Source organism: Streptococcus sp. STC1396 (assembly GCF_058933875.1).
In genome coordinates this window covers 1-22,615 of the sequence record NZ_JBZYCU010000032.1, presented here as the reverse complement: position 1 = coordinate 22,615, position 22,615 = coordinate 1, and the positions used below count along the sequence as shown (strand labels likewise).

General features: G+C 41.6%; 15 protein-coding genes and 1 tRNA gene. 3 read left to right on the top strand and 13 right to left on the bottom strand.

All coding sequences use genetic code 11. The features are described from left to right. Nucleotides 1-379 precede the first annotated feature (379 nt). The 6 genes from AC5FEC_RS09630 to AC5FEC_RS09605 form a co-directional block, all read right to left on the bottom strand. Nucleotides 380-1,210 (bottom strand): hypothetical protein, encoded by an 831-nt coding sequence (locus AC5FEC_RS09630; protein ID WP_234550770.1) that lies wholly within the window; start codon nt 1,208-1,210, stop codon nt 380-382. Between the two features lie 12 nt (nt 1,211-1,222). Then, entirely contained in the window at nt 1,223-1,942 is a 720-nt protein-coding gene (locus AC5FEC_RS09625) for a hypothetical protein (RefSeq protein ID WP_052076755.1), read from the bottom strand. A gap of 554 nt (nt 1,943-2,496) precedes the next feature. Beyond that, nucleotides 2,497-3,540 carry a translation elongation factor Ts gene (tsf, locus tag AC5FEC_RS09620; RefSeq protein ID WP_037615891.1) on the bottom strand — a complete coding sequence of 348 codons (1,044 nt, stop codon included), beginning with the start codon at nt 3,538-3,540 and terminating at the stop codon, nt 2,497-2,499. 81 nt (nt 3,541-3,621) lie between these two features. Then, nucleotides 3,622-4,404 (bottom strand): 30S ribosomal protein S2, encoded by a 783-nt coding sequence (gene rpsB / locus AC5FEC_RS09615; RefSeq protein WP_493662037.1) that lies wholly within the window; start codon nt 4,402-4,404, stop codon nt 3,622-3,624. Nucleotides 4,405-4,776: 372 nt separating this feature from the next. After that, nucleotides 4,777-11,013, bottom strand: coding sequence for an SspB-related isopeptide-forming adhesin (locus AC5FEC_RS09610; protein WP_493662036.1), 6,237 nt, complete (start codon nt 11,011-11,013; stop codon nt 4,777-4,779). 27 nt (nt 11,014-11,040) lie between these two features. Then, nucleotides 11,041-12,030, bottom strand: coding sequence for a hypothetical protein (locus tag AC5FEC_RS09605; RefSeq protein ID WP_493662035.1), 990 nt, complete (start codon nt 12,028-12,030; stop codon nt 11,041-11,043). 436 nt (nt 12,031-12,466) lie between these two features. Here AC5FEC_RS09605 and AC5FEC_RS09600 point away from each other — a divergent pair, with 436 nt between their 5' ends. Both AC5FEC_RS09600 and AC5FEC_RS09595 read left to right on the top strand, forming a co-directional pair. Then, on the top strand, nt 12,467-13,291 hold the full coding sequence (locus tag AC5FEC_RS09600; RefSeq protein ID WP_062201380.1) for an SHIRT domain-containing protein: 825 nt from the start codon (nt 12,467-12,469) through the stop codon (nt 13,289-13,291). A 421-nt stretch (nt 13,292-13,712) separates the two neighbouring features. Beyond that, nucleotides 13,713-13,783: transfer RNA gene (locus tag AC5FEC_RS09595), tRNA-Cys, on the top strand. Nucleotides 13,784-14,042: 259 nt separating this feature from the next. Here AC5FEC_RS09595 and AC5FEC_RS09590 read toward each other — a convergent pair. The 5 genes from AC5FEC_RS09590 to pbp2a all read right to left on the bottom strand — a co-directional run bounded on the left by AC5FEC_RS09590 (nt 14,043) and on the right by pbp2a (nt 18,331). Beyond that, the gene (locus AC5FEC_RS09590) at nt 14,043-14,822 is read right to left on the bottom strand and encodes a hypothetical protein (protein WP_493662034.1); all 780 of its coding nucleotides are present in this window, start codon (nt 14,820-14,822) and stop codon (nt 14,043-14,045) included. Between the two features lie 206 nt (nt 14,823-15,028). Then, nucleotides 15,029-15,565 carry a transcription termination/antitermination protein NusG gene (gene nusG / locus AC5FEC_RS09585; RefSeq protein ID WP_037617404.1) on the bottom strand — a complete coding sequence of 179 codons (537 nt, stop codon included), beginning with the start codon at nt 15,563-15,565 and terminating at the stop codon, nt 15,029-15,031. Between the two features lie 141 nt (nt 15,566-15,706). Beyond that, complete coding sequence (secE, locus tag AC5FEC_RS09580) at nt 15,707-15,886, bottom strand: preprotein translocase subunit SecE (RefSeq protein WP_037617407.1); 180 nt, start codon at nt 15,884-15,886, stop codon at nt 15,707-15,709. A 9-nt stretch (nt 15,887-15,895) separates the two neighbouring features. Then, on the bottom strand, nt 15,896-16,048 hold the full coding sequence (gene rpmG, locus AC5FEC_RS09575; protein ID WP_015605910.1) for a 50S ribosomal protein L33: 153 nt from the start codon (nt 16,046-16,048) through the stop codon (nt 15,896-15,898). 60 nt (nt 16,049-16,108) lie between these two features. Then, the gene (gene pbp2a, locus AC5FEC_RS09570) at nt 16,109-18,331 is read right to left on the bottom strand and encodes a penicillin-binding protein PBP2A (protein WP_493662033.1); all 2,223 of its coding nucleotides are present in this window, start codon (nt 18,329-18,331) and stop codon (nt 16,109-16,111) included. A gap of 151 nt (nt 18,332-18,482) precedes the next feature. On the opposite strand from pbp2a, the gene AC5FEC_RS09565 reads away from it, so the two are divergent. Beyond that, nucleotides 18,483-19,370, top strand: coding sequence for an RluA family pseudouridine synthase (locus tag AC5FEC_RS09565; RefSeq protein WP_493662032.1), 888 nt, complete (start codon nt 18,483-18,485; stop codon nt 19,368-19,370). A gap of 158 nt (nt 19,371-19,528) precedes the next feature. On the opposite strand, the gene comW is transcribed toward AC5FEC_RS09565, so the two are convergent. Together comW and AC5FEC_RS09555 are read right to left on the bottom strand one after the other, a co-directional pair. Then, nucleotides 19,529-19,750, bottom strand: coding sequence for a sigma(X)-activator ComW (gene comW, locus AC5FEC_RS09560; RefSeq protein WP_493662031.1), 222 nt, complete (start codon nt 19,748-19,750; stop codon nt 19,529-19,531). A 496-nt stretch (nt 19,751-20,246) separates the two neighbouring features. Then, on the bottom strand, nt 20,247-22,615 hold a 2,369-nt coding region (locus AC5FEC_RS09555), incomplete at its 5' end, for a Cna B-type domain-containing protein (protein WP_493662030.1).

The following is a 22,615-nucleotide window of genomic DNA, read 5'->3' as shown; positions in this document are numbered from 1 at the left end:
GGTGTTTTTTTTGCATGCCCTTTTATGGCTCAAAAAGTGTTAAAAATAAGACAGTAACCTCGGAATAGCTACTGTCTTATCTCATTTTTCACTTAAAGCCTTGACAGACTTGACAAATGGTAGAAAAAATACCAGATGAGGTGTTTTTTTTGCATGCCCTTTTATGGCTCAAAAAGTGTTAAAAATAAGACAGTAACCTCGGAATAGCTACTGCCTTATCTCATTTTTCACTTAAAGCCTTGACAGACTTGACAAATGGTAGAAAAGAGCCTAAAAAAAGAGAGAGTGAAAGCTGCTTCCTGTAGCATTAGGATTCAGCACTCATCCTCATTTCTGGTGAGTCACAGTTATTTCCCTTACTATTATATAGGTAAGATGTTTATTCGAAGCTATCAATCGTTGCATTGATAATCTTGAGTGACTCTTTTGTATAATCTTTTTTATTAGCTTCTGCTTTTGCTGCTGGACGCGGTTTAACAATCGGCTCAGATTTTATCACTGGACGTGACTTAACCACTGGCTCAGACTTTACTTCTGGGCGTGGCTTAACGACTGACTCAGACTTTACCTCTGGACGCGGCTTAACAGCTGGCTGAGAAGTTACCGAACCTTGTGATTTAGCAACAGGCTCAGACTTTACTTCCGGACGCGGTTTAACAATCGGCTCAGGATCTGAGAACGGAGCAGCTTCAATTTGTGCTGCCAACTCATCTTCCTCAACATCATCGATAGCAGCACTTGCGCTGAATGATTGCTTCGTGCCCCATTGCTTGCGAGCATCTAACTCACGAACGATAAAGACTGGATTGCAAAATTCTTTCGGAACAAGAACTTTGATTTGATCCTCTGTAAAGAGCTCGGCTCCATCTAGATCTGAAACAATATCCCAAGCAATATGTCCATCAGCACCACGTACATAATCACCAAATTCGTCTCGTCGGCAAACTAAGAAGCTCGGCAGACCCAAACTCTGAGTGATGTTGACATAGCGCATACCTGTATCAACTTCCCAAACTCCTGAAAAAACAGCTTCAAACAAGGCTCTGTACTGATCCTCTGAATCAAGAGAAAAACCATTAATGGTTTTCATAGCATTGGCACTGTACGCTCTCGATAAAACTTCCAGTTTTTTCTTATATGTATCAAAAGATTTGCCCTTCAAGAACTGGTCTTGTCCAACAGTTAAAATCGGTTTTTCAATTTCTGACATGATTCAAAACTCCTATTCATTATTATTCAGATTAAATCTCAAAGTGATCAGCATTAGTTTTGGTTTGGAAGCACCAAGTAGCTTACGTGCTAATACTATTTTAAAAATCCCCACAACATTTCCCTTAGCGTCCTGTCTAAAATTTTTCCCAACAACTTCAACATTACGCTGATGCTTCTCTTTGACAGTATCACGGACAGCTTTCATCATTGAATCTTTAATTTCATCCGTATTGGAGTACTGACTATAAAAAGAAACAGATTGTTGCTTTTTAAAGACCGCTCGATAGACCAGCTTTCTATAATATCTCTTATAGATAATTGCCAGTAGAAACGGTGCAGCCAAATACAAGTCAATAACTGGATCTTTTAGAAAAACAAATAGCCGATTATCAAAATAACTAATCACGGACAAGTAGCCCAAGGCGGATAAAATTTTAAAATAATTGCTTGCTATCGTAATGTTCTCAAAGCTATTTGTCACCAGAAAACCTATCAACATATAAGCAAATGATCCAACCAAGGAAACAATATGGATATAATTTAAAGGAATGCCGAGAATATTATGCGTCAGAAGTAGGAGTGCCGTTCCGGCAACAAACACAATTCCAACAAAATAGACAAACTCTGCTAACCATTTCAACAAGACTAGCAGAACCAAGTAATAATCTCTCTTCTTTTTAGTCTTTTTCTTTTTTTTCGGTTTTTTATACTCTAAGTCAATAAACACCATAGAGTAGGTCCTACACTTTCCCTAATTAAATTTTTATACAAAATAGCCCAGCCGTCTTTACTAAAACAACTCTGCTCTCAATCGCTACAGATCTTTACCTTTAAAAGCCTTAGCGAATAAAATTCCGCAATTACATATATAGTAACAAAAAAATGCCAATATTACAACAAAAAGTGTAACGCTTACATCATCCTGCCTCAGAAGGCTTAAGTCCCTGTACACAAGTCAAAACACTTGTAAAGCACAGGAAAAAATAAGCTGATTTTCGTTCATCCTCTAATAACAATTTCTGTTACAAATCACAGAACTATCTAAGCAGCAAATTCATCACAGGCGCAAACAGCCTCTGGACTTACTCAATGAGAATTTGGCGCTTTTGCCACCCAGAATTTATAGCATCTTTCGAGTGTAGAAAAAGCCTCCTATAAACTAAACCTAATTAAAAGCAATAAAGCTATAATTAGAAAGATTCATATGAGGCCTTTTAATAAACACCACAAAACAGGGCAGAATAAGAGCCCTATCTTGTGTTATTTTACATGCTTTTTTTACTCTTATTTTTGACCAAGGGCAGCTGCCATAGTTGCAGCAACTTCTGATTCAAAATCATTAGCAGCTTTTTCAATCCCTTCACCCACTTCAAAACGAGCGAAAGCAATCACTGCTGCATTCACAGACTCAAGGTAAGCTTCAACTGTCTTGCTGTCATCCATGATGTAAACTTGTGCAAGAAGTGTATATGCTTGGTCAACTTTTGTGTTGTCAAGCAAGAAGCGATCCATTTTACCTGGGATGATCTTGTCCCAGATTTTTTCTGGTTTACCTTCAGCTGCGAGTTCAGCTTTGATGTCTTCCTCAGCTTGTGCAATCACTTCGTCAGTCAATTGAGCTTTAGAACCGTATTTCAAGTGTGGAAGGGCTGGTTTATTAACCATAGCACGGCTTTCGTTATCTTGATCGATAGCGTGGTTCAATTGTGCCAATTCATCTTTGACAAATTGCTCATCCAACTCTTTATATGAAAGAACACTTGGTTTCATAGCTGCAATGTGCATTGACAATTGTTTAGCAAGAGCGTCATCACCGCCATCTACAACTGAGATAACACCGATACGGCCGCCGTTATGCTGGTAAGCACCGAAGTGTTGCTCATCTGTCTTTTCAATCAAAGCAAAACGACGGAATGAGATTTTTTCTCCGATAGTAGCAGTTGCAGATACGTATGCTGCTTCAAGAGTTTCACCTGAAGGCATTGTCAATGCAAATGCTTCTTCGTTGTTAGCTGGCTTGCCTTCAGCGATTACTTTAGCTGTAGTATTTACCAATTCAACGAATTGAGCATTTTTCGCAACGAAGTCAGTTTCAGCGTTAACTTCAACAACTGCTGCAACGTTACCATCCACATACACACCTGTCAAACCTTCAGCGGCAACACGGTCAGCTTTCTTAGCTGCTTTTGCCATACCTTTTTCGCGAAGCAATTCAATTGCTTTTTCGATGTCGCCATCAACTTCAACCAATGCTTTCTTAGCATCCATGACACCAGCACCAGATTTTTCGCGCAATTCTTTTACCAGCTTAGCTGTAATTTCTGCCATTTTTCTTCTCCTATGTTTACTATTTTTAAATAAAGGGGCAGGGCTGAGCCCCGCCCCTTTAGGTTAATTGACTTATAAAAATTATGCGTTGTCGCCTTCTACAACTTCAACGATTTCTTCGATTGAGTCTGCTTGCGTTTCAGTTGCAGCAAATTCTGCTTCAACAGCTGCTACAGCGTCCTCACCTTGACGACCTTCGATAACAGCGTCAGCCATTTTCGCAGTGATCAATTTAACGGCACGGATCGCATCGTCGTTAGCAGGGATAATCACATCGATATCGTCTGGATCAGTGTTTGTGTCAACCATCGCAACTACTGGAATACCAAGTTTCTTAGCTTCCTTAACAGCGATTTGCTCTTTATGAGGGTCAACAACATACATTACATCTGGGATACGAGGCATTTCTTCAATACCACCCAAGAATTTTTCAAGACGAGCACGTTGTTTGTTCAAAAGTGCTACTTCTTTCTTAGGAAGAACGTCAAAGATTCCTTCTTCTTCCATACGTTTGATTTCTTTCAAACGAGCAACACGTTTTTGGATAGTTGTCCAGTTTGTAAGAGTTCCACCCAACCAACGGTGGTTGATATAGTATTGACCAGCACGTTCTGCTTCTTCTTTTACAGCTTCTGCAGCTTGCTTTTTCGTACCAACAAACAAGATAACTGCATCATTCGCAGCTGCATCACGCATGAAGTCATAAGCTTGATCAGCGTATTTTACAGTTTGTTGAAGGTCAATAACGTGGATACCGTTACGTTCAGTGAAGATGTACTTAGCCATCTTAGGGTTCCAGCGACGAGTTTGGTGACCAAAGTGAACACCAGCCTCAAGAAGTTGTTTCATTGAAATTACTGCCATGAGTAAATTCTCCTTTTTGTTTTTTTCCTCTTTTAGATTTCAGCTCGCAGGACCACCCGAAGGCAACGGACCCACAATTCATCTAAAATGAGTATTTCTGCCGTTTACACGACATCTATTATCATATCAAAAATTCTGTCTTTTGACAAGTGCTTTATACATTTCATATTTCTAATCTTTTTCTAATAAAGCGACAGTTATTTAAAAGACATCTCTTTATAGAATCTAGCTAAAAGTGAATGTTTTGCGCATATAAAACAGTATTTAGAATCTCTCAAAGAACTTCTCCACAATAAAAAGAGAGGACAAATTAGTCCCCTCTTTTAATCAGCTTCGACATTCTTACGTATGAGCGCGGAATGAACTTTATGATTATTCCTCTTCTTTACGTTTTTTGAAGCCAAGGATTGACATCGCTGATGCCACCATCGCTAAACCAAGCACTGCTGCTCCTGTATGGTCTGTTTCACCTGTTTCAGGCAATTCAGTTTGAGGCGTAGTTGGAACTACTGGAGTTGTAGGAGTAGCTGGAGGTGTTTGTGGTTTTTCAGGTGGTGTCTGAGGCTTTTCAGGCGGTGTTTGTGGTTTTTCAGGTGTTACCACAGTAACTGTGTTAGAATCGCGCTCAACATTATTGATAATTTCTGTAAAGGTGTTCTTCACTGTACCATAGTCAAGCTGTTTCACTTGCATGTAACCGATCGCTTGGAATTCACTGTCATCAGAAATCTTGCTCAAGAAGTCATTAGAGAAGCTGTAGACAACTGTTCTAGCCTTATGATCAATATTTTGGTTGACATATTGAGTCAGATCAGTTCCTTTAGCAATCTTCGTACCATCTTTCAAGAGAATATCTGTGTTGGCAATCCATTTGTGAACGCCATTGTATTCCACAAGCGGTGAATAAGTATCCTTCACTTCGATCTTGTCAATAGACTGACCACGTTTCGCTGGCAAGTAAGAAGTATTCAGCTCGAAGTTGTAAACATCGCCAACGTTAACCGTCTTGCCGTTCAGAGAGTTTTGATCTTTCAGACCATCTTCGACTGTCGCTACAATATCTTTCTTCGGATTAATTTTCGGAATATTGTTCGTGACGATATTGGTTTCTGCAATACCGGCAAAGTCAATTTGATAAGCCTTGTTTTCGTACTTGCTCGCTTCCTTGATATCTTTCTTTACAGTTGTTGGGAAGATCAATTTCAGGTTGATACCCTTCAAGGCATAGTTATTCGTGTAGGCTACTGGATCATCTGAAGTTGTTACCGCAAACTCACCATCAATTGTCAAGCCCTTAGCCTTGATATAATCTTGAACCTTTTGTGGAGCTTCTGCAACAGACTTATAGATCTTAGTCGTGAAGCCGCTGACAACCTTGCCATCTTCTGTCGTCATACGAACAGCATCCAGATTTGGTGTTACAAACTTGCTATCGTATTTCTCAACAACCATCAAGCCAGCTTGTTTGTCTTGGTCAACCAGACCCGTTGTGCCCTTGTATTGGTCGTTGTCGATGTTAATTGTGTAAACCTCTGTTGAACCAGCCAACATCGTCTTACCATTGACATCTTCACCCTTAGCATTAGTACCTGTCTTCTTAGGTTCTGCTTGAACAGCTTTGTAGACATAGGTCACTTCTGTTACACCCTTCACAACCTTACCTTTTTCTTGACCCTTGGTCTTTTCAGGTACAATGTTGTAAACTTTGTTGCCATACTTGATAGAGATGCTCTTATGATCTGTTGTGTCATAAGATGTTCCAACTGTTGCACGGCTGGTATCTGTCACATCTTCCTTGATCTTCTTACCAGACTCATCCACATAGTGAACAACGACATCACCGTATTCTTTTGGTGATACGAGTGTTACCGTGTTTGAATCACGTTCAACATTATTGATAATTTCTGTAAAGGTGTTCTTCACTGTACCATTATCAACTTGTTTCACTTGCATGTAACCGATCGCTTGGAATTCACTGTCATCAGAAATCTTGCTCAAGAAGTCATTAGAGAAGCTGTAGACAACTGTTCTAGCCTTATGATCAATATTTTGGTTGACATATTGAGTCAGATCAGTTCCTTTAGCAATCTTCGTGCTATCTTTCAAGAGAATATCTGTGTTGGCAATCCATTTGTGAACGCCATTGTATTCCACAAGCGGTGAATAGGTATCCTTCACTTCGATCTTGTCAATAGACTGACCACGTTTCGCTGGCAAGTAAGAAGTGTTCAGCTCGAAGTTGTAAACAGCGCCGACTTTAACCGTCTTGCCGTCCAGCGAATTTTGATCTTTCAGACCATCTTCAACTGTCGCTACAACATCTTTCTTCGGATTAATCTTCGGAATATTGTTCGTGACGATATTGGTTTCTGCAATACCGGCAAAGTCAATTTGATAAGCCTTGTTATCGTACTTGCTCGCTTCCTTGATATCTCTCTTCACAGTTGTTGGGAAGATCAATTTCAGGTTGATACCCTTCAAGGCATAGTTATTCGTGTAGGCTACTGGATCATCTGAAGTTGTTGCCGCAAACTCACCATCAATTGTCAAGCCCTTAGCCTTGATATAATCTTGAATCTTTTGTGGAGCTTCTGCAACAGACTTGTAGATCTTAGTCGTGAAGCCGCTGACAACCTTGCCATCTTCTGTCGTCATACGAACAGCATCCAGATTTGGTGTTACAAACTTGCTAGAGTATTTCTCAATAACCGTCAAACCAACTTGTTTGTCTTGGTCAACCAAACCAGTTGTGCCCTTGTATTGGTCGTTGTCGATGTTAATTGTGTAAACCTCTGTTGAACCAGCCAACATCGTCTTACCATTGACATCTTCACCCTTCGCATTGGTACCTGTCTTCTTAGGTTCTGCTTGAACAGCCTTATAGACATAGGTTACTTCTGTTACACCCTTCACAACCTTACCTTTTTCTTGACCCTTGGTCTTTTCAGGTACAATGTTGTAAACTTTATCGCCGTGCTTGATAGCGCTCGGTTTGTTATCAGTCGTATCGTATGATTCACCGACTCTTGCTTGAGCAGTGTCCGTTACATCATCTTTAATCTTGTTGCCAGACTCGTCCACATAGTGAACAACGACATCACCAAACACTTCTTTGTAGATATAAGTAACATCTGTATTACCTTCCACAATGCGACCTTGCTCTAGACCGATAGTCTTTTCAGGAATGATTTCATAAACACGTCCATCCTGAGTAGTGATTGTCTTATGAGCATGATCACGAGTGTCATAGAGGGTGTTGATTGGAGCACCAGTTGTATCTTTTTCTGGTTCCTTAATGACTTTGCCATTTTCATCTTTATAATGAACTGTTACATCACCGAGTACTTCATCATAGACATAGACAACACGAGTTGTTCCCTTGACAACCTCACCGCTTTCTTGTCCTTGTGTAGCTGTAGGGTCAATGCGGTATGTCTTACCATTAGATGATACGATTGTCACAGGCTTATGATCTGTTGTATCGTAAGCTGTTCCTACTTTCGCTGTTGGTGTGTCAACAATGCGTGGTGCAATGGTGTTGCCTTTCTTATCTTGGTAATCAACAACAACATTACCGTACTCTTCTGGAGTCTTCACAAGATCATAGTAGTAAACAACATTGGTATTGCCTTCTACCACCTTACCAGTTTCAGCACCTTGGGTTGCTGTCAGATCCAGCTTGTACTTCTTGCCGTCTACTGTGGTGATGGTGTCCTTACGCTGATCCTTGGTATCATAGTCTGTACCGACTTCAGAACGCGGTGTATCGATCACTTTCGGTGCAATGGTCACGCCGTCTTTGTTCTTATACTCGACGGTAACATCACCATATTTCTTTTGCGGTGCATCCGGAACAAGATCATAGTAGTAAACAATATTGGTATTGCCTTCTACCACCTTACCAGTTTCAGCACCTTGGGTCGCTGTCAGATCCAGCTTGTACTTCTTGCCATCCACTACAGTAGTAATGGTGTCCTTACGCTGATCAGTAGTATCGTAATCGGTACCCACTTCAGAACGCGGTGTATCGATTACTTTCGGTGCAATGGTCATACCATCTTTGTTCTTGTACTCAACGGTAACATCACCGTATTTCTTTTCTGGTGCATCCGGAACAAGATCATAGTAGTAAACAATATTGGTATTGCCTTCTACCACCTTACCAGTTTCAGCACCTTGGGTTGCTGTCAGATCCAGCTTGTACTTCTTGCCATCTACTGTGGTGATGGTGTCCTTACGCTGATCCTTGGTATCATAGTCTGTACCGACTTCAGAACGCGGTGTATCGATCACTTTCGGTGCAATGGTCACGCCGTCTTTGTTCTTATACTCGACAGTAACATCACCATATTTCTTTTCTACCGGCTTTTCAACTTTGTCATAAACATAGACAACGCGGGTTGTTCCTTCGACAACCTGACCACTCTCGTTACCTTGTGTAGCATTGGTATCAATACGATAAGTTGTGCCATCATCCGCCGTAATGGTAGTTGGTTTGTGATCAGTTGTGTCATAGTAAGTGCCAACCCGTGAAGTTGGTGTATCTACGATACGCGGAGCAATGGTGTTGCCTTGCTTATCTTGGTAATCAACGACAACATTACCATATTTCTCTACTGGTTTTTCAAGCTTATCATAAACATAGATAACGCGGGTTGTTCCTTCAACAACTCTACCACTTTCTTGACCTTGTGTAGCTGTAGGGTCAATACGGTAACTTGCTCCATCGGCTGTTGTAATCGTAGACGGTTTGTGATCAGTTGTGTCGTAAGCTGTTCCTACTGATGTGTCTGGTGTATCTACAATACGCGGAGCAATGGTGTTCCCTTGCTTATCTTGGTAATCAACAACAACATTACCTTTTACTTCGGTATAGTAGTTTGCTACGTTTGTCGTACCTAATTTAACTTTACCTGTTGTATTATTAGTTGATGACACATATTTATAGACCTTGCCATCCGCTGTTGTGATTCTGTCTTGGTGTGTTGTTGTGTAGTCTTCACCAACAGGAGTTCCTGTAGGTTTAACTGTTTGGGTGTTTGTTAGTTTAGTAGTAGTCCCTTGAATATAGTTATCTAGCAAGACATTCCCTGCAAGATTATATTCAACTAGATTGTATTCAAGATCTGGTTTGACAAGTGTAAAGCGAGATGGTAATTTACTTGTAAGAGCTAGCCAATAACCTCTGTCCCATTGAGACTTCCGTTGCATCACAAAAGAGATGGTATCTCCGCTTTCTGCTACACCAGCAATCCCCATTTTATAAAAATTTGGATCATCATAATCATCTTTAATATCATGAGTTGGACTACTTGCTGCTAAACGACCATCCGCTTGTTTTTCAACCAAGGAACCCGTGATTTTCACTGGGCGGAAACTATAGTCAGTTATACTTTCTTCATGCTTTTTACCAGCTAACGAACCCGTAGTAGGTTCTGTTTTCGTTAAACTCGTCATGGCTAAAATAGCCGGATTCGTCTTTGTAAATTGGATTGGATTACCATCGGCATCGTAAAAGCGAATATTTACACGATATCTAGATGGTTGATTGATGTTATAAAAAGTGTAAATTCCTTTGGTTGGATCTTTCTCTGCGAAACCAACAATACCAGTTCCACCACTTATATTCGTAACTTCATAGGTTACCTTAGAAATTTTCTTTCCATTATATGTTGAGTTTTGAAGATTGCTATAAGTAGCCGTAATAGTTTGATTGTTTTCAATTTTTGGGATGACAAATCTACTTCCACCACCTGAAAGTGTTGTTGTAAATGGTGCAACTGGAGTAGAACCAAATGTGCCACCACCTTTTACATATTCATCATAGGATTGTGCCTTAGGCATATCTTTTTGTCCAAATTCTGTAGCACCACTAATAGAAAGTTTTCCATTAGGTTCGCTTTCAAATTTCAAGCCTTGGCTAACTACTTCACTCAGATAACCGGCAGTACCCACATTTTCCTGAGCTTTTTTCAAATCAAGTTTGTAGGCATCTACCCCTGTCTTGATACGAGTTGCTTGTGTTTCCTCAAGAGTGTTGGCAAGGTCCTTTTTAGCATCTGATTCTACTTGGTTGTTTGCTGTTCCAATATTTTCTGTTGGGTTTTGTTTTACATCAATGTTGTAACCCTTAGCTTCAGACACAGCGTCTTTCAACTTTTGATTTTCCACAGTAACTTTTGGCTCTGTAGACTCAGCTGGAGCAACTGGAGCTGCTGGAGCTGCTGCAGGCGCAGTGTAAGTTACAGGAGTTGTGTCACTAGCCGAAGAAGCCAATGCAGTTGGAGTTGATTCAGCTGCTGGAGCTGCTGGGGAAGTAGCTTCAACTGGAGCAGTTGCATTCGCAGTTGGAGCGGTTGAATCCGTAGCAGTCGCTGGAGCCGCTGCTTCAGCTGATGCAGCCTGAGATTGTACTGCCAAACTAGTATCTGCCGCTGACGCTACAGGTGTTGTAGTCGTTGGTTCAGAAGATGATACTTCATCCGCCGACGCAGTTTTGTTATTGCTAAACATAGCAATAGCACCAAGGGCAATGACACCAATTGTACCATAGACTTTATTTTTACGAATAGATCCATGACCTTTGGTCTCACTATTGTGATTGAACATGCGCGTTCCTTCTTTCCTTTTTTATAATTAACCTATTATCCAATTTTCTCTCTCAAAAGGTTTGATTTGTTTAAACCCTAAGAGTGATAAAACGAACAGACCGATTGTTGCAAAGAGAGTCGTTGTCTCACCAAGCTCTGGCAACAATACAAATTTTCCATCACTGGACTTAACAGTAACAGTGCCGTCATCATCGGCTGTCCCACCTACTTGCGCTAGCGGAACGACTGATTGGGAACCATCAGAGTTTTGGACAACAGCACGACCCTTATCACTTCCGATGACTTGGAAACCTTGATCTGTCAAAAGTGGAGAGCTTGCTGAAACTTTTTCTCTCACAGGAAGAGCCAACATTTGACCCAAGTCAAAGTCTACCAAGCTATCTTTTTCACGCTTTTCAGACTGTTCCTGTTTTCTTTCCACAAGTCTCTGTAGTTCTGATGCGGCTGCTCTCTTATCTGCGTCAGTCAGTGAAGTTGCTACAGTGGCCATAGAAACTGCTGATGAGACTGATAAGTTAGCTGACGATGTTGAAATCCCCGACGTCGGCTGCCAAGCTTCTGGAAGCACAGGTGACTCTGTAGGTGTGGATTCTTCAGAAGCAATCTGAGATTCCGTTTCTGTTGCTGGGGCTTCCAGATTTTCTGGTTCAACTGATGGATTGGACTCCACCGGTGGAACCTCTGGCTCCACTGACTCACCCTTATCAGGGTCAGTCGACTCAGGCTTCGCTGGCAAGACTTCCGAGCTCGGATTTACAGATGAATCCGCAGGAGCTGATTCACCAGCTTCCATAGGTGGTGCTGGTTTTGCCGATGAAGCATCTGATTGCACTAGGTTTTTGCCATTTTCTGAGTCTGTTGATGCCGTAGACGTCGTTTTATCATCCGTTATCGGCACAGTGGCGACTGGTGCCGAACTACTTGAGTGCTCCACATCACGAGCCAACACTGGATTTGCACCCAAAGCAGATAATAAAACCGCCGTCGAGGTCAGAAAAACTTTATTTTTTTTCATTATAAAGCATCCCCTCCATTCTCAAAATACATATATACGTTACTAAAGTAACAGTATAAAATACCACTTATTTTAATGATAATAATATTCTTGTAATTTGTCAAGTTAAACATGTAACCCCAATCTAATGATTGTGTAAAAAATGTCATGAAATCGAGTGAAAACATAGACCTTTTTTACTTTCCTAATATACATAGGTGATAGTATTCTCTGATTTTATATATAAAATGGACAGGAAATGAAGCGATCTGATGCAGTTTTTTATAAAAGAACGCTTACTTTTATCTATGTTCTATCCAATATTACTTTAAGATGGAGCTTCCAGCCATTTGACGTTCAGGCGACTAAACTTACTTGACAGATTCTCAAATAAATACTAGAATGAAGTGATAGAGACTTTTAACTAGAAAACATTAAGAGAGGAGGAAACTACTGTATGGCTGAATCGAGACGGAAAAAACGAACTCTGCTTTTTCCTATACTCCCTTTACTTTTCTCAGCTTTTTTACCAGTAGTTGCGCACGCCTCTGTTGAAGGAGAGGCTGACGATCAGAAGAGTGAACTGGTCTCTTCCAACCTCTCAACTAACGAAAAAGAGGGACAAGAACATTCAGATTCTGAAAGCCAACCGAACCAAGGAACGGACAGCAATACCTCCTCTTCAAGCACTCCTGCAGCTCCAGCTCTTTATAATAAAACATACGAATTTATCAGCGGCACCCCAAATAAGACTCTACCTCCAGAAGTCCTGAAATACTTGCCACAAAATCAGGAAAATATCCAAAACGGAACGAGAGCAATCCCTGAGCCGCCAAAAGAAAACCAAACAGAAATCCAGGTCCCAGGAGGAAAATGGATTTTTAAAGGCTACGACAAAGATGCGGAGACTATCCAAGATAAAGATGCGCATTTTATTGGCAAATGGGAGTTTGAAAAAGAGCCAAAGCAGGAAACAAGCACCTCAAGCAAGGAGCACTCTACGAGCAGCAAATCTTCAAAAAAGGCGAAGACTGCATTCACCCTGACCTTGCCAGTCATCAGTAGCTTACTAGCCATACTGCTTGCAACCGGAGCTTTCTTTTTCTACCGCAAAAAGAAGCTGGGCGCAACGCAAACCGAGGCGCCTGCCACTTCACCGACGACTCCACTTAAAAACTCTCAAAAACAAAATTTCAAAGCAGCATTGAGCCGTTTCTCATCCATGATAACCCTGCTGGGATTCCGGAAACGTAAAGAAACTGACGAAGATTCCTGGGATTAACATGTGCGCTCACAAACTCTGATATATCAGTTTTAAAGAATTCTAATTTAGCATGAGGCTGGGACAAAAGTCCGACCTCAAATATAAAAAGCGAACAAAACTAGTTTTCTGGTAATCAGAATTCTGCTTTGTTCGCTTTTTGCATTTAATTATAGATTTGAAGGGCTTAATAATTAAGATTTTTAAAAATTGAAATCTTTTTGTCTCAGCCTCTTTTATTATTTCACTGCTAATATGCTAAATATCTCCACTTTGGAAAACTCAGACCAGACAAGCTCTGATAGCTTCTAGTCATTTCATGATTTATTTTCTGATTTCTACTAGCAGACCATCTTTTGGGACATCATCTTAATTATTTTTGCAAAGTTTGTAACTTTTAGTTGACGTCCTGAAAAATATACGCTAAAATAGTAAGAGTTGCGGCGGTATAGCCAAGTGGTAAGGCACGGCTCTGCAAAAGCTTGATCGTCGGTTCAAATCCGTCTACCGCCTTTCAATACCTGATTATCAGGAATCAACCGAATGAAAAGCCCATTAAATCGGGCTTTTTCTTTTCTCTTCGCTTATACTAGAACTAGGGCAAATAGGATAAAGTTGGTGGACAAACAGTCCTTCTGAGCAATTCAGAAGGATTTTACTATTTTACTTTCAATTCTGTACAGATTGCTTACTGTAATAGCTAACCGAAGGTTACTTGTCTCCTTTTTCTTCCTCCACAAGCCAACTCACATACCAAAGTTATGACCTGAACTTACGGTAGCTGTTTTAATAAATCTGCTAGATCATATTGGTATAAAAGAATTCTATCGTAAACTTGTTTTTGCCATTCTTTAGCTAGAGTTCCGTCACTGTTGATAAAAAAGCTGGAATCCATATAACGAATAATCATAAACTCAGAAGTTTTTTGATCGAAACCATTTCCCCGAGTGAAATCTATCCCTTTCCCCGTGTTTTGAGTAACAATCGATTCAAGCAAAGGCAAGGTTACTTCGTTACAAGGGAGTTTCATATCAGGAATGTCCCAAAATTTCTTTTTATCATTTCTATACAGAGCAAGATTGGAAATCGTCCCATTTGTCACGCACTGTACTCTGCGAATGTCCTCAATATTGATTGTATTCTTTGAGCCATAGATGACGCCATTAGCAATACGAATTTCTTTTTCTTTCAGACTAAAAGCCAATGTTATATCAAGAGTCCTCAGATTATTTGGGAAATCTTTGGTAAGTTTGCTTGCTGCAAAGGCTAACAGTATTGACTTCGTTTCAAATATATTGTGGATATTATTGCGAATGGTGGTATCCGTATCAAATTCAGCCATATTCTTTCCGTTCTTATCTCGAAAAATGAGATTATAACTTGAATTAGAATTACAGTAACGAAGTGATAAGATAGTGGAAACTTTATCAAATGAAATATCAAGATTTTTATGTTTCCCATCTTGATAGGACAAACCCTCATTTTTAACAATTAAAGTATGGCCATCTGGGCCACTAAATGTTATTTCTTGATTTTCAAAAATGGTTTTCATAAACCCTCCTTAAACATCTTCTTTGCTATATCACGACTTATTATAACATTTTGAACGAATTCTGTATCCGCTTTCCTAGCCATAAGCTATTGTTATTGAAACTATATTTATCTTATTTAAGTTCTAGATGGTGGGATCAATGTAAAATTGCACACAAAAAGAGCGGAAAAATATTTCCGACTCTCTTTTTTAGGCTTTTCAAGAAATTATAGCTCTGCAATTTGACTGAGGTTGACTTCTGCAACCGTGTCATTGCCAAACATGGAAATAATCATCTTGACTTTATTGTTATCAATCTCTGTAATTTTTCCTGTATAGTCAGTGAAGGCACCATCAATAATACGGACGGTGTCGCCCACCTTGACATCCAAATCAAATTCTTGAACCGTTTGCCCCATGGAGATGAGGATATTGCGAATTTCTTCCTCCAAGAGCGGCGTTGGTTTAGAGCGGTTTCCGTGTGAACCCACAAATCCAGTTACGTTCGGCGTATTCCGCACGACAAACCAGGCTTCGTCTGTCATGACCATCTCAACCAGCACATAGCCCGGGAAGCGATTTTCTTCCACTTCTTTGGTCTTGCCGTTCTTTTCGACCTGTACGGTCTGGGTCGGAATTTCCACACGCAGGATATTTTCCAGCATATTGTAAGTCTGAGCCCGCTGCAAGAGGTTTTCCTTTACTTTATTTTCATAGCCTGAGTAGGTTTGCAGTACAAACCAGCCTTTGTCAAAACTGTCCATGTCTTGTCCTTTCCTAAATAAAAAAGCCTGAGGGCCTCGCTTCATATTTCTAGCCCTATTATACCATAAAATCCAAAATTACAAAGCATTTTGAAAAAAATTTTACAGACAAATAGAGCCGCCAAAGCAGCTCTATCTTTCTTATGAAAACATGTTGATTATGCGGAAGAGACCGCTAGCCACTACCTTATCAAAAATGTAGATTAACACAACAAAGAATGCTGTGTATTCCATTACGGAAAGGAAATCAGTCCATCTTTCTTTACGGGTAGGCCAAGTTGTACCTCTCAATAATCCAAAAACATCTTTAATGAATCTCACAACTGTCTCCTATCTGGTTTCTTTGTGCAGGGTGTATTTACTGCAGTGTTTACAATATTTATTTACTTCTAGACGCGTAGGTTTTGGAGTGCTACTGAGTTTGATTGAGTAGTTTCGCGACCCACAAACTGTACACGCTAGACTCGCTTTTTTTAATGCCATAACGCCTCCATCTTTCTTATTATAGCAGTTTTCTGATTCTTTGACAAGCTGTTTGAAAGATTATTGGAACCAGCCGGTAATAGTATCCCAGAGATTCTTGGCTTTTTCAGAAATACCAGACTCATCAATAGCTTTCTTGGCATCATCTACTAGGTTTTGTGCCCGCTCTTGGACTTCTTTTAGGAAGTCTTTATTTTCGCTAGTCGTATTCGTTTCGCCAGTACCGTAGGTATCGACTGGGGAAATGCCGTTTTCAGCGTAAGCATTTTTCTCACCAGAGAAAGATGTTCCTTCCGTATAAGGCAGGATACTGTTAGCCACATTGCGGAAAATAGCCGAAGCTTCATTGGCACTCGTCCCAGTCAGATAGTGAGTTTCATCCGTCTTAGGGAAGCCCAGCCATTGGCTGATAACTAGGTCTGGTGTATAGCCGATAACCCACTGGTCTCCTGACAGATCCGGATTAAAGTCAGTCTCTGTCGTTCCTGTCTTTCCAGCCATCGTATAGCCATAAGGAGCTGCATAGATCCCCGTTCCGTTTGAGAAAGTTCCCAGCATCATGCTGGTCATCTTTTCTGCGGTCGAGCGATTAAGGACACGGGTAGAAGTCTGCCGGTGCGTTTTAACAACCTGACCGCTGGCATTTTCTATCTTGGTGATGAGGTGGGCATCATTCATGACTCCATCATTCGCAAAGGCTGAGTAGGCCTGAGCCATCTGAAGTGGATTGGTCGTCACGCCGCTTCCCAGAGCTACGCCTAGATTTTGTTCCACCTTGTCCATATTAAGGCCAAACTTTTTGCCGTATTCAAAGGCCTTGCTCACACCTAATTCATCCACTGTTGATACAGCTGGAATATTAAGAGATTCAGCCAAGGCTTGATACATCGGAACCGTCGGTGAACTTTGGATATTGCCATAGTTATTGACCGTATAATCTCCAAAAACTGTCCGACTATTGTCTAGCTCCTTATCCGTTGACCAGCCTGCTGCTATCGCTGGGCTGTAGGCTACCAAAGGCTTGATGGTAGAGCCTGGACTGCGAGAAGACTGAGTCGCATAGTTGAAAGTTCGAAAGGCAGAGCCTTCAGCACTGTTGACACGGCCGACTAAAGCCCGAACGCCACCCGTCTTGGGATCCAGTGCTACGCTTCCTGACTCAGCCCTCGTTCCGTCCTCAGCCAGCGGGAAGAGATCAACATTGCTATAGATGACCTGCATACTGGCTTGATAATTTTGGTCCAATTCGGTGTAAATCCGATAGCCGTTGTTGACGATTTCTTCCTCAGTCAGACCGTAGTCATTGACTGCCTCATTGATAACTGCATCAAAATAAGATGGGTAACGATAGTCTTCTGACTTGCCCTCATAGGCATCGACTAGCTGGCCTCCAATGCCAACCGTCGCAGCCTGATCCGCCGTTGCCTGATCAATGTATCCTGCCGCCACCATATTTTGAAGAACGGTGTCACGACGGTTGGTCGCATTCTCAATCGAATACAGGGGATTATATATCTCTGGTCCTTTGAGCATGCCAGCTAGAACCGCCGACTGATCTAGACTGAGCTGACTGGCAGATACACCAAAATATTTCTTGCTGGCATCTTCCACGCCCCAAACCCCATTTCCAAAATAAGAGTTATTGAGATACATGGTCAGGATTTCCTGTTTGCTGTATTTTTTGTTAATCTCCAAAGCTAGGAAAAATTCCTTGGCCTTACGCTCAATGGTCTGATCTTGAGAAAGATAGGCATTTTTAGCCAACTGCTGCGTGATGGTCGAACCACCACCAGATCGCCCCGCAGTCAAAATGGCTAGAAAGAAGCGACTGTAGTTGATCCCGCCATTCTTATAAAAAGAGCGGTCTTCTGTCGCAATCACGGCATTCTGTAAGTCCTGACTGATTGCCTCCAATTCGACATAGGTGCCCTTTTGCCCAGACAAGCTGCCCGCTTCATTTCCATCCTTATCATAGATCAAAGTCGTGGCTTTAAGAGCATTCTGCAAGTCTTTGACATTAGTCGTCTTGGCTACATAAAAAAGATAGCCACCGACCACCAGACCAAAGGTCAAACCGAAAATCAGGAATATCTTGGTCAGGTGAAATCTGCGCCAAAAACGGCGGAAGGGATGCTGAGAAAGAGGCTTTTTGCGGCTCTTGCCAGATCGGCTGTAGCTAGGCTCAAGAGCCTCACCTCCCAACTCTTCAGCAACCTTCTTCTGAGGCTGATCCGTTTTAAAAAAATTGACTAGTTTTTCAAATACATCATTTAATTTCTTCATAAAACATATTTTATCACCTTATCCATGTAGACACAAGGCACGAGTCCGCTGCTTTCTATTCTTTTTAGCTTTCTTTAAGGAAATAGCAGAGCTTCTTTCCTTTTTCCAGCTAAGCATTTCCAAATGGGCTAGTTTTTGCTACAATGAAAACATGAAATTTACCATTACCATCCCCTCAAGTCTATCTCAGATGACCGTCAAAGAACTGCTAGAAGAGCAGCTGCTCATCCCTCGCAAAATCCGTCACTTTCTCCGAATCAAGAAACACGTCTTGGTCAACGGTGAGTCTATCCACTGGCAGACTTTGGTCAAGCCTGACGACAGCATTCAACTTACCTTTGACAAAGACGACTATCCAGAAAAAGAACTCCCTGCTGGTCAGCCTAGTCTGGTCGAAGAGCTCTATCAAGACGAACATCTCATCATTGTCAATAAGCCTAACGGCATGAAAAGCCATGCCAATGAGCCGACAGAAATAGCTCTGCTCAATCATGTGTCAAGCTATGTCGGCCAGACCTGCTATGTCGTTCACCGTCTGGATAAAGAAACCAGCGGTGCTATCCTTTTTGCCAAAAATCCCTTTGTCCTCCCTATTCTCAATCGCCTCTTGGAAAACAAAGACATTGCCCGCGAATATTGGGCCCTTGCCCAAGGGAAATTTCCTAATAAGACTATCATATACAAAGATAAAATCGGCCGAGATCGCCATGACCGACGGAAACGCCTCGTCGACCCGAAAAAGGGCCTCTACGCTGAGACTCATGTGACCCGACTCAAGGAGTTTGGAAACACGACTCTGGTCAAATGCCAATTGAAAACAGGACGTACTCACCAAATCCGTGTCCATCTCGCTCATCACGACCATCCCATCATTGGTGACCCCCTCTACCACCCCCAACCTCAAGGCCGCCTCATGCTCCATGCCCATCGTCTGACATTCACCCATCCGTTCACACTGGAAACCATCAGCGTGGAAGCACCGTCAGAGAGTTTTGAAGCAGAAATCAGACAGTACAGAAGTAAGTCTAGAAATGGATAACTTGCCTGATTGCCGAGTCTCCAAAGCGAACACTCCATGCAATCAATTAGCCTTGCCTCCTTTTAAAGCTCAATTTTTTATGTAAAGGACGAAAAATAGACTGATCCGTAGACCAAAAGACGATTTCATAATGGGAAATCGTCTTTCTTATTTCTCTACTAGCTTACAACCAACCGCTCAAGATACAAGCGGTAAGCCGTCCGATAATGATAGGGATTGAAAAACTGCATCTTGCCAATATTGTACCGAACCAGATAATAAATCAGATAGCGCAGATGCAGTGTTTCCCACTCTATACTCGTCTTTTTACAATGAGAATATTCAGCCTCAATTTCAGCATAATAACCTTTGTACTTCAAATAAATTTCTTGAATTTTCATAACAACTCCTATTTTTTCGTTAAAACTAGTATAGAAGAAAAATAGAGTGTTTTGGGTAAACATCATTATTCTGCCTCAATCAAAGCCTCAAGTGCAAAGTGAATATAAAACATGACACTTTAGGGAAAATTTAGAGCATCTTGCATGGATAAACAATCTAAAAATCGGCCACACTAAAAATAGCAGGTTTTAGCCATTCTCTTTCTAATACTGTTTCAAATCAACTAGGAGAACCCTCAGCTTAACTTTGAACTCAAAAGCTTCCAGAGAATGAAAACCGTCTTTCCTCCATCCTTAGCCTTCACCAATCTGGATGACCTGTTAGAGAGGATCAAATCCGAAAAACATTTTATAACAAAAATCTATTGAGAGAACTCTCTAAAATTTAAAAAGCGAACCACATCTAGCTGGAAGCAATCCCTTGATGTGGTTCGCTTTTTTTAGAGCTGCTTAAGTTCTGATTCTGAGCGCTTGCTTGTGTGAACTCTTATCAGGTCTAAGCTTTCTTCTTACCTAGGTAAAGGGCTCCGCCCAGTGTGCCAAGTCCTAACAGGCAGAGGAAGAAATTCTCAACGGTACCAGTAGAAGGTAAGATGTTTTTCTTCTTCGGTTTTCCTGGTGTCTGTGGCTCTTCCGGTTTTGATGGAGGAGTTGTTGGAGGGGTCGTTGGTGGTACTTCCGGAGTGTGAACATTGGTAATATTGTAACCATCCACTGTTGATGTATAACCTTTCGGAACGTTCACTTCTTGGACTGTATATTTAATTTCTTTACCGTTCTGGTTTTTAGGCAGTCCTTCAAAACGATACTTCCAACCGGTTGCTTCACTCGCTGTAGCGATCAGTCCGGTATCCTTACCATCCGCAAGCAGTTTCACTTGGATAGAGCTTGGACGAATACCATCTTGGTTGTTGGCATCGTCCCAAGTCTTCGTTCCTTGAACATGAGTCACTTTCGGTTCGTAATTGTTAGTTACATTCATCCCATTTGGTACTGATTTATAACCTTCTGGAACAGCGACTTCTTCGACAGTATAAGTGATCTCTTTACCACCTTCATAGCGATCCAGTTTTGTAAACTCATACTTCCAGCCAGTCGCTTCGCTCGCTGTGGCTGTTTTACCAGTCGCTTTGCCATTGGCTAAGAGCTTCACAGTAATGGAGTCTGGACGTTTGCCATCTCGGTTGTCGGCATCGTTCCAAGTCTTTTGACCGCCTACTGTAATCTTCTCTGGAGTCAGCTTGTTGGTAACAGTGTATTTGCCATCCTTGGTCTTGCTAATTTCAGTTTCATATGAAGCAACTGCTACTTCCTTGACTTCATAAGCAATTTCCTTCCCATCCTTGTACTTAGGCAAGGCTTTTGATTCAAAGGCCCAGCCAGTCGCTGCTGAAACTTCTATTTCATCTACGACCTGACCGTCGTGCAGAACTTGAATTTTCACAGAAGTGGTCCGTTTGCCATCTTGGTTCTCATTATCATCCCAAACCTTGGTTCCTGAAATGACAATTGTTTCTGGATCATGGCTATTGGTTACGACTTGGCCAGAGACAGAAGCTTCATAACCTTCTGGGACATTGACTTCTTTCACAGAGTAAACAATTTCTTGTCCATTTTCAAATTGCGGCAAGTTTGTGAAGGAGGCAACCCATGTATTCGCATCGGTTGCACCTGCGGCCGTTAAGGTTAATGTCTGACCTGCAACTGCTGTTGGTTCTGAACCATTCACTGATTTGTAAAGTTGTACTGTGACAGAGTCTGGGCGTTTGCCATCTTGGTTGTTGGCATCCTTCCATACCTTGGTTACCTTGTATTCAATAGCTTTTGGCAGGTACTTATTAATGATATTGAAATCGTTAATGGTTGTTTCATACTCTGCAACGGTTTCTTCCGTCACCGTATACTTGATTTCTTTCCCATTCTTGTACTTGGCCTTGCCCTTGAATTCTGCTGTCCAAGTGCCATCTGCTGAAGCTTGAACGTCTTTAGAATCAACCTTCTCACCATCGGCTAAGAGATTAATTGTAATCTTCGTTGGACGTTTCCCGTCTTGGTTATTCGCATCATCCCAGTTTTTAGTGGCTTTGATATCAACTGTTTCTGGGCTATAGCGATTGGTAATCGTAAAGCCAGTGGCTGCATCTCCGGTTACTTCAGTTGTGTAACCGGTGATTGAAGTTGCCTCTACAACCTTGTAATCAATCGCCTTGCCACCTTTTTGAGCATCAAGTTCCGTAAAGCTGCCAGCCCAGCCAGTCGCTTCTGACAACTCAAGTGTTTTCCCAGTATCCTTGCCATCTGCGAGGAGTTTAACGGTGATAGAAGCGGGACGCTTGCCGTCTTGATTGTCGCTATCGTCCCAAACCTTGCGCACAGAAACCTCTATTTTGGCTGGTTTGTAGCTATTCTTCAGATTGTAGCCGTCGATATCTTTTTTGTAGCCCTCAACAGGCTCTTCATCGATGGAGTAAGTGATTTCCTTACCGCCTTCGTATTTCGGCAGGTTTTTGAACTCATAAGTCCAGTTATCCTTGGTTACTTCTTGTTCCGCAACCTTAGTGGTTACGCCGTCAACCGTCTTGTTCAAGAGAACCTTGATCTTATCTGGGCGTTTGCCGTCTTGGTTGTTGCCATCATCCCACGTCTTCGTTCCTTCAACGGAGACAGTTGCTGGGTTATAGCTATTCTTCAGGTTATAACCATCGATATCTTTGTTGTAGCCCTCAACAGCTTCTTCGTCGATGGAGTAAGTGATTTCCTTACCGCCTTCGTATTTCGGCAGGTTTTTGAACTCATAAGTCCAGTTATCCTTGGTTACTTCTTGTTCCGCAACCTTAGTGGTTACGCCGTCAACCGTCTTGTTCA

What these genes read in the sequence shown, in the direction of transcription:
- rpsB (WP_493662037.1), bottom strand. Translation starts at nt 4,404, where the DNA reads ATGGCAGTAATTTCAATGAAACAACTTCTTGAGGCTGGTGTTCACTTT.
- AC5FEC_RS09565 (WP_493662032.1), top strand. Translation starts at nt 18,483, where the DNA reads ATGAAATTTACCATTACCATCCCCTCAAGTCTATCTCAGATGACCGTC.
- AC5FEC_RS09625 (WP_052076755.1), bottom strand. Translation starts at nt 1,942, where the DNA reads ATGGTGTTTATTGACTTAGAGTATAAAAAACCGAAAAAAAAGAAAAAG.
- AC5FEC_RS09630 (WP_234550770.1), bottom strand. Translation starts at nt 1,210, where the DNA reads ATGTCAGAAATTGAAAAACCGATTTTAACTGTTGGACAAGACCAGTTC.
- comW (WP_493662031.1), bottom strand. Translation starts at nt 19,750, where the DNA reads ATGAAAATTCAAGAAATTTATTTGAAGTACAAAGGTTATTATGCTGAA.
- AC5FEC_RS09600 (WP_062201380.1), top strand. Translation starts at nt 12,467, where the DNA reads ATGGCTGAATCGAGACGGAAAAAACGAACTCTGCTTTTTCCTATACTC.
- AC5FEC_RS09605 (WP_493662035.1), bottom strand. Translation starts at nt 12,030, where the DNA reads ATGAAAAAAAATAAAGTTTTTCTGACCTCGACGGCGGTTTTATTATCT.
- nusG (WP_037617404.1), bottom strand. Translation starts at nt 15,565, where the DNA reads ATGGACAGTTTTGACAAAGGCTGGTTTGTACTGCAAACCTACTCAGGC.
- rpmG (WP_015605910.1), bottom strand. Translation starts at nt 16,048, where the DNA reads ATGGCATTAAAAAAAGCGAGTCTAGCGTGTACAGTTTGTGGGTCGCGA.
- AC5FEC_RS09610 (WP_493662036.1), bottom strand. Translation starts at nt 11,013, where the DNA reads ATGTTCAATCACAATAGTGAGACCAAAGGTCATGGATCTATTCGTAAA.
- pbp2a (WP_493662033.1), bottom strand. Translation starts at nt 18,331, where the DNA reads ATGAAGAAATTAAATGATGTATTTGAAAAACTAGTCAATTTTTTTAAA.
- AC5FEC_RS09590 (WP_493662034.1), bottom strand. Translation starts at nt 14,822, where the DNA reads ATGAAAACCATTTTTGAAAATCAAGAAATAACATTTAGTGGCCCAGAT.
- tsf (WP_037615891.1), bottom strand. Translation starts at nt 3,540, where the DNA reads ATGGCAGAAATTACAGCTAAGCTGGTAAAAGAATTGCGCGAAAAATCT.